The sequence below is a fragment of the Ruminococcus turbiniformis genome, assembly GCF_020687545.1.
GTDB lineage: Bacteria > Bacillota > Clostridia > Lachnospirales > Lachnospiraceae > Mediterraneibacter > Mediterraneibacter turbiniformis.
In genome coordinates, this window is record NZ_JAJEQX010000014.1 from 81,940 (window position 1) to 92,015 (window position 10,076).

At 45.4% G+C, this 10,076-nt stretch carries 8 protein-coding genes; all 8 read right to left on the bottom strand.

Going from position 1 to position 10,076, the window contains the following annotated elements; all coding sequences use genetic code 11:
* Positions 1–59: 59 nt before the first annotated feature.
* Positions 60–1,400 carry a leucine-rich repeat domain-containing protein gene (locus LKD70_RS09340; protein WP_227707756.1) on the bottom strand — a complete coding sequence of 447 codons (1,341 nt, stop codon included), beginning with the start codon at positions 1,398–1,400 and terminating at the stop codon, positions 60–62.
* A gap of 106 nt (positions 1,401–1,506) precedes the next feature.
* On the bottom strand, positions 1,507–1,737 hold the full coding sequence (locus LKD70_RS09345) for a hypothetical protein (protein WP_227707757.1): 231 nt from the start codon (positions 1,735–1,737) through the stop codon (positions 1,507–1,509).
* 2 nt (positions 1,738–1,739) lie between these two features.
* Positions 1,740–4,016 carry a hypothetical protein gene (locus LKD70_RS09350; RefSeq protein ID WP_227707758.1) on the bottom strand — a complete coding sequence of 759 codons (2,277 nt, stop codon included), beginning with the start codon at positions 4,014–4,016 and terminating at the stop codon, positions 1,740–1,742.
* Between the two features lie 478 nt (positions 4,017–4,494).
* Positions 4,495–5,664, bottom strand: a complete 1,170-nt coding sequence (locus LKD70_RS09355) for a spore germination protein (RefSeq protein WP_227707759.1) — start codon at positions 5,662–5,664, stop codon at positions 4,495–4,497.
* 54 nt (positions 5,665–5,718) lie between these two features.
* Positions 5,719–6,414, bottom strand: coding sequence for a transglycosylase domain-containing protein (locus tag LKD70_RS09360; protein ID WP_227707760.1), 696 nt, complete (start codon positions 6,412–6,414; stop codon positions 5,719–5,721).
* A gap of 155 nt (positions 6,415–6,569) precedes the next feature.
* A complete protein-coding gene (locus tag LKD70_RS09365) occupies positions 6,570–7,088 on the bottom strand; it encodes a dCTP deaminase/dUTPase family protein (protein ID WP_227707761.1) in 519 nt (172 codons plus the stop codon).
* Between the two features lie 47 nt (positions 7,089–7,135).
* Complete coding sequence (locus LKD70_RS09370; protein ID WP_227707762.1) at positions 7,136–8,152, bottom strand: alpha-hydroxy-acid oxidizing protein; 1,017 nt, start codon at positions 8,150–8,152, stop codon at positions 7,136–7,138.
* Positions 8,153–8,287: 135 nt separating this feature from the next.
* Positions 8,288–9,442 carry an aminotransferase class I/II-fold pyridoxal phosphate-dependent enzyme gene (locus LKD70_RS09375; RefSeq protein WP_407690942.1) on the bottom strand — a complete coding sequence of 385 codons (1,155 nt, stop codon included), beginning with the start codon at positions 9,440–9,442 and terminating at the stop codon, positions 8,288–8,290.
* Between the last annotated feature and the right edge of the window lie 634 nt (positions 9,443–10,076).

Below are 10,076 nucleotides of genomic sequence, written 5' to 3' on the forward strand. Positions count from 1 at the left end.
CCGTTTTCAACTTCTTTTTTCGGTTCTGGCGTGTACATGAACATCAGCCGGTTTCTTTGTTAAAAATGATATAACAAACCATCTTCCCCCACATAGTAAGAAGTGTTATCCGCATCTACAGAAAAAGTAGTGCCATAATATTTTGCCAAGAGATTTACTGTATCGATCTGCTCAGGGTCAATTGATTCCAGGGAGGCTGGAATTATGATTGATGATATTTTGTTAAATGCGATATCTTTAAAATAATCAATTTCCGTCCACAAGGCGTCTTTTTCCCATGTTTTTACCCCGTCCGGTATGTTGATAACGCCAGAATATTGGGATGGTATTGCAATAATTGACTCCATGTTTTTGCTATAAAGGATCCCTTCATTGGAAACATAACGATCGTTCGTATCATAGGTAAGATATTCTGATACTGAAGAATAACCATATATTCCTACAGCCAAATCAGTTCCTTCGTTTACATAAGAGGCTTTCTTCTCCTGATCCATCTCTGGATCGATTACCAGATTGTCAGATATGATTACACTTGTTATATTTCTGTTTCGGCTGAAAGCAAGTTCTCCTATACCTGTTACACTATTGGGCATTTCGTATACGCCATTTTCAAATTTCCTTCCAACCGGAATTGCTACCAGTGTTTTTCCATCTTTCGTATATAATACCCCGTCCTCGGATTTATAGAATTCGTTTGTGTCTGCTACAAAAAAATCAGTAAAGTTGTCTGTCCCGCAGTCATAAAAGGCATGGCTTGGAGTATCAGGATTGTTTCCAATACTCTGCAGGGAATCAGGCAGCTGAATCATCGTGTTTTGTGCGTTGGGACAGTGATTATAAGCAAAATCGCCGATATATCTCACGTTGCTGGGGATGGTAATATCATTCAGGGAATAACAGCATTGGAATGCAGCTTCTCCTATATATGTAATGGAATCAGGAAGGACAACACGATACAAATTCTCACACCCGTCAAAAGCATGGTCTCCAATGTAGGTGGCCCTCTCCGGGAGAGTGAGGCTTATCAGGGATTTGTCTTGCATAAATGCGCATGTTCCGATCCCTTTTACTTCATACTCTGTACCTTGATAAACCAGGCGTGACGGTAGTTCAATATTATTTCCGGTATATCCAAGTTCATCTAATATAGTATCCGTTAAAATAATACATTGATCATCTTCATCAATCGCTGTGAACCTTCCGCAGGTACAAACACCATTTATATACTCATGTTCGTGGAATCTAACGGACAACTTTTTTTGAAATTCTTCAGAGCTAAGATGGGGAAACGTTACTTCAGACACAGCTTCAATTTTTTCAGCCTGCTTCGTCGGTCCGCACCCAACAATAGAACAGCTTATTGATAATATCAGGAAAAAACAACTAAACAATTTCGCCATATCTACCTCTCCTAAACTTTACTGAGATAAATATGGAAAATTTCACTACACTCTGAGGTAGCCGCCCCATCCTCCCTGTAGATAGAGGATGGAACCGGCTGCCATTTCACATTTCTTTCAGTTCTTCTGCTTCTTCTAAAAGATCCAACATTTCTTCTAAATTATCAATATTCTCAAGCATTTGATCCCCACGCTCGGATATCTGCAGGCTTTCGGGAAGATTATCGTAGCTTTCCTGTTCTTCATCTCGTACTTCTTCCAAAATGTCCTTTGCCTGGCCAATCAGATCAACTGCTTCTGCAATACGTTTTCTTCTTGTGTTGTTCATAAAATCCACCACTAATTGTTTCCTTTTGCCGCCTTATATTTTGCGAATTTTTTTGCCCTGGCATCCGTTAACCGATGGTACCCATTTTCAAGCCGCCACTCGGATAGATCCACTTGCCAGTCCGGATAGAGATCCATATACTTTTCCAACATCTGTGCTTCCTTTTCTTCTCTCTTCCGGAGATATTCCAGGGCAATATTCAGATACTGGATGCTGTTTGCGTAGTCCATGGTGTGACCGCCAATCACCCATCCACCGATCTTTCGGTTCTGAATCGCATAAAGAACATACACGGAGTTCAAATAAGTAAGGTTTAAGTATTCTCCTTCTTCGATTTCCATGTTGGCATACGATTTTTTCTCATCCCAGTATCCTTCTTTTTCAGCAGACAGATAGTAATGCAGCCAAGTATTTTTCTTTCTAATACCTTTTGCTACTTTATAAGAAGCAGTTTCGTTCATCGGATCAATCAGATCACTATCACCAAAGGTATTCCAATTTTTTCGATCTCGTGCCATGTACCACTGATAGATTTCATCCTCGGTGAGCCCTCGGAGGTCATATTTTTCGTCCTTCATGTTGTCATAAAAGCCGTTCCAAACCTGGAAATCTTCTATCCCTTCCCCGATCTTCTTGTCGGTCCTTGTAGTGCTGTAAGTATAAACGCCCTCCTTTTCTGTCGGGAACCGCTCAAGCGTACTTTCATAAATATCATAGAGAATACAGTATGTTTCTTCCGTATCAATCAGGTTTACCGGAATAACCTTCATATTGGGGATCGAAGCGTCATGTGTCCTGTTCCGGCTGCCGCGTCCCCTGTTATTGTTCCAAGCGTCAGTGTATGTAGGGCGGCCTCCATACCTGCCCGTATACCGATCATCACGGGTAATATGAAGCGTCGTCAGCACCATATCTCCTACATGTAAAGGCTGATTAGTCCGTTCGACTATTTCCGAGAAGCTGCCGAACCGGTTATCCTCCAGCCATGCATCAGCCATGGAAAAGACGACATAAGGGCTTTTCTTAAACACGCTTGTTCCTTCTGGCAGATGGAGCATCTGATTGTTGTGTAACACCCCCTGAAGGATAGAGAAGAGGAAATATCGGCTGGCAATCTCTTCTTTTGTGGAAGTACCACTATAATCTTCTACTGTTGTTATATCTGTTTTCGGCTTTAAAAAGACATCTTCAGTTATATTGATCCTTTCTTCTTCTGTCCAGCCGATCCACAGGTTTCCCCCATCCCGGATCAGGATTCCGACCTGAGATCCATGGAAAGTATTATATTTTTCCAGCATATTGGCAACGACTGGGTTATTCCCGTATTGGATATTGTTCCTGGAGATTCTTGTAAGGGAGATAGATTTATCCGACGGGGCAAACAAATTAAACAGATCATCTCTGTATTTCAACACTTCCTCAAACATCCCTTTGTCTTCCGAATCGAACTGGTAAACTGCAAGGAACTTTCCCATTTCTTCATCCAGATACCTCATCTTCTGATAAAGGATGACCGGTGTATCCACGGGAGCATGTTTTCCGGTACGGAGCTGGACAAACTGTACTGTCTCTCCCATAAAACAGCGGATAGAATAAAGCTCAGTATCCAAGACGAAAAGCTGGTTTTCCAACCGTTCCATCATCAATTCCATTTCTCTTTTCTTTTCGTTGATAAGATCAAACTGCTCCTGATATTTTGCTTTGATCTGAAGACGCATTTTCTCAATCTCTTTCCGTTCCGTTTTCTCCAGGTCCTCGATCTCTTTTTTCTTCTCTTCGATTTTTCCACGTATTGAAGAAATCTCATCTGTCATATGTGCTTTTGTGATCCCTCCGTAGGGTACAATAGCGTTCATCCCATGCTCTTTTGCCCCAATCCTTTGACGGAGATCCGCAATTGTGTCATGATCCAGATCAGTATAAAAATGACATTCCACAAGTTCCGGAGGTAAACCAAAGGATAATTCCCCATATCGGATGATGGTAATCATTTCATTATCGAAAAGCAGGTCCCAGGACAATCCCATAGCATCGAGATAAGCAGCCGTCGCTTCTACTTTTTTATCGAAAGAGTCAGCCGGCGTATGATTTAGATTAATCTTGTCACAGTAGCCTTCTTCTGCATACCGGGCAAGATCCTGATGCTGATAGAAATAGTTCTGCCAGTGTTCCGCCGGCCAGCATTTTTCTTTTTTCTTCCTCTTTTCCCGCTCTTTTGTCCTGAAGCTTCTGAATTTGTCCATATCCAATTTTGCAGTGCCTATTACACAAAACTCCTTCTTTCCCATTTTTCCTCTCCTCTTTATTTATGATAAACAATTGCAGTATTACCTGATCGGCTATAATAAATATGACAGCCAATGCTTTCACAAAGTATTTCAACGGCATAGCTGTCGTCATCGAGGCCGAGACTGACTTTTTTCTTCTTAACAACTGCAAAAATATTTTTGCAGCTCCATACTGCCCTGTTTGCACAGTTTCCTTGTGCGCGTCAAATAATTTGCATCTTATAATTTTTTCTTCTAACACAGCAAAATGATTTTTTATATAATACCAATGTCAAGGAGCTTTTTATTATTTGCTGATAGTAAGTCTCTTTATATATAAATCTGTAAAAAAAAAATACCTCTGAATTTCTGAGGTATTTTCTGACGCGTTCCCATATAATGATTTCATGTCAAGACTCTTACTTATATAAATAATTTGGTGTATTTTTGGTGTAAATAGTTTTCTGATCATCTAATTTTTGTTGATATTCCGCATTTTTTATATAAATCGCATGGTTTCCGAGTTGAACCATCCCGACTGGACCGAGAACTCTCCCATCACGATACCGGCAATTACACTCAGAGGCGTGCTCAGCATCGTCGGCGTATTCATGGCCGCAAGACGCAGGCCGTCAATCGAGAGTTCGAGAAGCAGAAACTGAAAGATCAGAGGAATGTTGACCGTATCTCTCACTGCCACAAACTCAAACGCCTCCGGCAGCCACTCAAGATTCTGCATAAAAAGAAGGTAAAGCGGAGTAAAAAACACGGTAGCAAATGTAATAAGCGCCCTTGTTATTTTCAGATAGACAGCGGTCACTGTCGGAAAATAGTAGTCGTTCGCCTCCTCGATCATATCGAGAATCGACGTCGGCAGAATCATGGCGGACGGCGAATTGTCCACGAGAATAACTACTTTCCCTTCCAGCAGACACGCCGCAGCCGTGTCCGGCCGCTCCGTAAACTTCCATTTTGGAAACGGGTTGAACCATTTTCTTTTAAAGAGCGCTTCTGCAAGGCTCTGCTGGTTCATCCGGAGATCCCCAAGCTTAACATCCCCTATCCGCTGTTTCAGATTGTCAAGCAGCGCTTTATCCACACGGTCGCTCATATAGCAGACCGCAATGTCCGTCCGGGAGAACTGCCCCGCCTCTGTCATTTCCATCACAAGATGAGGATCTCGGATTCTCCTGCGCATAAGTGCGGTGTTAAACACAATTGTCTCCACAAATCCATCCCTTGATCCGCGAAGCGACTTGTCCTTGTCCGGTTCATCCACACTGCGGGCCGGGTAGGTTCTGCAGTCGAGAATGACGCACTCGCTGTATCCGTCGATGAATAGCGCCGCCGGACCGGATAGGACATTTCGGATCACATCGTCAAAATATTCCGTAATGTCCACTTCCACATAGGGCACCTTTTTCTGTATAAATCCTTCCGCATCCTCCGGCATGTCCTCCGGCGTCACAGAAAAGAAGGAATCCATGATTTTGAGCATGACCTCGTCTTTGATAAATCCGTCAATATAGTAAAAGACCGCGTTCTTCCCGCCAATTACAATGTCTCTGCGGATCAGGTCAAAACTTTCCTTTACAGGGAGCACCTGATTCATGTATTTAATATTCTCTTCAAATGAAGCACTCAGCTTTTTCGTGTCCTTTTCCACCATAGAAAATACCCCTCTGTTGTTTTTCTATGGTTATCGTCCCCTGATTTTTTCGAATTATTCAGCTACAGCCGTGTTTTCCGTCTCTGTCTTGTCCAGGTAGCCGGCCTTTTCCATCTTTTCAAGCACCTGCGCCTGGCGCTGTCTTGCAAGCTCCGGACTGGCGACAGGATTGTAGTTGGTCGGCGCATTTGGTACGCCTGCCAGAAGCGTACATTCATCGAAATTCATCTCTGCCGGCGTTTTCCCGAAATATCCCGCGGAGGCATCCGCCACGCAGTAGTAGCCGTTTCCGAAAAAGATCGAGTTTACATAGAGTTCAAATATTTTATCCTTATCAAGTACGGACTCGATCTTGAAGGCCATGAACATCTCCGCAACTTTGCGCACGATTTTTTTATCCTGGGTGAAATACTGGTTTTTCGCAAGCTGCTGGGTAATTGTGCTGCCGCCCTCCACGTACGCGCCCGCTTTGATATCGTTCACAAGCGCCCGGCCTATGGCGATCGGATCGATGCCGGGATGACTGTAAAACCGCTTGTCCTCCACCGCGAGAACCGCGTCAACATATGTCTGCGGCAGTTCATCAATTGATGTGTAATTTTCCTGCGATTCAATCTCGTAAGCCATCTGCTCCACGCTTTTTCCTTCCAGTGCTTCTCTGTAGTCCCTGTATCCCTGAAAGCCGATTATACCCGCCGCTATAACCAGGCAGAAAAACAACAAAGAACACAGACGTTTTATCCATCTCATACTGTATGTACTCCTTTCATACGCTTAGTATATCGGACAACTCTGTGTTCTTCCATTATATTATCTTACGATTTTCTTAATTGCACTTACATTTTTGTAACATGCTGCAAATCACTGTTTCTGCCGGCCTGCTTTGACTTCTGAATCTGCTGTTTCTACCGCCGGCCCGTCGTACTTCCGAATCCGCCGTTTCTTACCTCTGTCACATCGTCGTCCAGTGTAATTCCGTACTCCACGAAGATTCCCTGCATGAATCCGTCTCCCGCCTGAATCTGCACGGTCTTTCCCTCGTTCGTGTCATTTGTAAGTTTAGAGAAAATATGTCCTTCATTGTCTGAATAATAGTAGTCGCTGTCAATGATCCCGACTGTGTTGTTAAGCTGCAGCCTGAACTTGAAACCAAGCCCGCTTCTCGGATAGCACTTCAGCACCCACTCCGGCTCCATCCACACGCGGATGCCTGTCGGCACCTTGACCGTCTCTCCCGGTTCAAGTTTTAAATCCACCGGTGCAAAGAAATCATACCCTGCGCTTCCGGACGTTGCCCGCTTCGGAAGGCATATTCCTTCATAGATCTCTCTTACTCTGTTCTCATCAGTCTGTCCGAACGTATCATTCCATGCTTCAAGGTACTGTTCAAAACTGACCTTTTCAAATTTTGCTATTCTCTTCATACAATCCTCTCCTGCCGGTTTTCCGGTTTTTCCTCTGTATTATGCAATTATTTCCAGATCATGTCGGGCGTGATCTCATCAATGGAAAACGCGCCGCACATCCGCATCGTATCCTTTAATTCGGAACCGATCTTGTCCACATACGCGCTTACACCGTCCTCTCCTCCGCCGTAAACCGCCGTCACAAAGGGCCTTGCAATGAGAACCGCATCCGCGCCCAGGGCGAGTGCCTTAAAGACGTCCACTCCGCTCCGGATGCCGCCGTCCACAAACACCTTCATCTGTCCGTCCACTGCTCTGGCGATAGCCGGAAGCACTTCTGCCGTAGACGGGCACTGATCCAGCACTCTTCCGCCGTGATTGGAGACAACGATTCCGGAAACGCCGGCTTCCAGCGCCTTCTGCGCGCCTTTTACCGTCATGATTCCCTTGAGGATAAAGGGGATCTCCGCCATCTTCACAATCTCTCTTAATTCCTCTACCGACTTGCTTCCCGCCGGCGGATTTAAATTCTGAAGGAACGGAAGCCCCGCTCCGTCGATATCCATCGCCACTGCGAAAGCTCCGGAGCGCTTCACAAGCTCCATCTTCTCCCGGATGGTATCGAGATCCCACGGCTTCACCGTCGGGATCCCCTGGCCAGAGAGCTTTTCAATGGCGGATGTGGCCTCGATCATCACATTGTAATCTGTTCCGTCTCCTGTAAATGCTGCAATCCGGTTCTGAGCGCAGCCCCGGAGCAGGATCTCATTGTACTCCTGATCCGTGTATTTATCGCCGTAGTGGAGTTTCACCGCACCCACCGGGCCTGCGAAAAACGGGTAGGCGAACTTCTTCCCGAACAGATCCGTCTCCGTGTTCAGCGTTTTCTGCCCGCAGATCGTATCCATATTGATGCACACTTCCTGCCACTTCTGGTAATTGCGCATGGCTAGCGTTCCTGTCCCCTTCGCTCCCGGCCCGGGCATGGTATTTCGGCAGGCAGCGCCGTTGCACACCGGACATGCCTTACAGTATGGCCCGATACAGTCTCTCGCGTTTTGTGTCACTTCCGCATAATTCATAAATCTTTTTCCTCTCTCTTCCTTCTCTTGCTTTTCCTTCTCTACCTTTTCCTTCTCTACCTTTTTCTTCTCTAACTTTTCCTTCTCTAACTCTTCCTTTTTAACTCTTTCTTCTGCAGTGCTTCTGTCTTTCGCTCATCCCTGTAAAAACATTCCCGACTTCTCAAGCACATCCAGAATCTCTCTGATCGTATCCGTGTCAACGACAAGCGCCATACGCACGTACCCTTCCCCATTGCTGCCGAATGCGCTTCCCGGCGTCACGATCACTCCGGTCTTCTCCATCAGTTTTATACAGAAATCCGCAGACGACTCATATCCTTCCGGAATGCGCACCCACACAAACATGGTGCCCTGGCTGTCCGGCACGTTCCATCCGATCTTCCTTAAGCCGCCGCACAGCGCCCGGTTTCTTCTTCCGTATTCCTCCCGCTGTCTCTCGATAAAATCATCCGGGCCGTTCAGCGCCGCGATGGCCGCAAGCTGTACCGGATAAAAGATTCCGTAATCAATCTGAGAGCGGAGCAGACGGAACCGGCTCACAATATCCCTGTTGCCGACCACAAAGGAGATTCTTGCTCCGGTCAGGTTATAGGACTTTGAAAGGGAATAAAATTCAACGCCCACGTCCTTTGCGCCCTCATAGGCAAGAAATGACCTGCCCGGCCTGTCTGCAAACGTAATATCAGAATACGCGTTGTCATGGAGAATCACGATATCATGCTTTTTCGCAAAGGCGATCAGGCGCACATAAAAATCATCCGGCGCGCACACGCAGACCGGATTGAGCGGATAGGAAACGATCATGTATTTTGTCCGCTTCAGTACTTCCTCCGGTATACTGTCCAGATCCGGCAGATACCCGTTCTCCTCTCTGATCTCGTAGTATCTCACTTCTGCCTTCGCCATAATGCCGCTCATCTCGAACATGGGATATCCCGGGTTCGGCACGAGGATTACATCTCCCGGATCGCAGAACACCATCCCGATATGTGCCATGGCCTCCTGGGAGCCGTACACGGACATAATCTCGTCCGTCTCAAGATGAACGCCAAAGCGTTTCTCATAGCGGTTCTTAACCGCCTCCAGAAGTTCCGGCAGGTCGGCCAGAGAATATTTATAGTTTTCCGGTTTGCCGCAGGCGTCCTGCATGGCCTTCATCACGTGAGGCGCAGGTTCAAAGTCCGGCGTGCCGACAGAGAGGTTGTACACCTTTTTCCCCGCTCTTAAAAGCTCTTCCTTCTTCTCGTTGAGCGCACCGAAAATGCCCGGTTTGAAATCATTGATCATCTTGGAAAAATGACTGCTGTCCAATTTGATTCCCCCTGTATGTATAATTTAATAAGAATCCTGCCTGCAGGATTCTCCGCCTGCGGCAGGTCGCTTCAGCAACGTTTTCCGCTCTGCCGCAGTGCGTTCCTCGCGGAACGTTTTTATTGCGAAGGGACGCAGTTCCCGCGCAATATAAAAAGCCTTTAAACGGTAAGATCATACCATAAAAAGGCTTTTTGTTCAACTTTTATCCTTTGATCCTCCATGAAAGAGCAGCAAAAATGTTTCAGGACACAATATATTCAGAATGATGAGAGGTGAAGAAAGAGGTTGACACTAGTTATCATATATGATAACTTGTAAATAAAAAGAGGAGTGGAGAAAAATTTCGAAATTGAATTTTACATAAAAGAAAATGGTAAAATCCCCGTACAGGACTTTTATTATTGCCTGGATTTATAAAAAGGACTACGGAAACTCCTAAACAGGAAATTGAACGAGCCAGAAAATACATGGAAGACTATAGGTAGTGTCAAATGAGTTATGAAAAAATAAAGTCTAAGAAATAGGCTCAGATTGAACCTTGAAAATTGCAGATATGATGTTTGATGGCAACTTACGCCACCCTTGACAGCACACAAAAGCAATGCTC

Bases quoted from the DNA above. Each gene is read 5' to 3' on its own strand.
- LKD70_RS09365 (WP_227707761.1), bottom strand. From the start codon at position 7,088: ATGAAGAGAATAGCAAAATTTGAAAAGGTCAGTTTTGAACAGTACCTT.
- LKD70_RS09360 (WP_227707760.1), bottom strand. From the start codon at position 6,414: ATGAGATGGATAAAACGTCTGTGTTCTTTGTTGTTTTTCTGCCTGGTT.
- LKD70_RS09340 (WP_227707756.1), bottom strand. From the start codon at position 1,400: ATGGCGAAATTGTTTAGTTGTTTTTTCCTGATATTATCAATAAGCTGT.
- LKD70_RS09350 (WP_227707758.1), bottom strand. From the start codon at position 4,016: ATGGGAAAGAAGGAGTTTTGTGTAATAGGCACTGCAAAATTGGATATG.
- LKD70_RS09370 (WP_227707762.1), bottom strand. From the start codon at position 8,152: ATGAATTATGCGGAAGTGACACAAAACGCGAGAGACTGTATCGGGCCA.
- LKD70_RS09375 (WP_407690942.1), bottom strand. From the start codon at position 9,442: ATGATCAATGATTTCAAACCGGGCATTTTCGGTGCGCTCAACGAGAAG.
- LKD70_RS09355 (WP_227707759.1), bottom strand. From the start codon at position 5,664: ATGGTGGAAAAGGACACGAAAAAGCTGAGTGCTTCATTTGAAGAGAAT.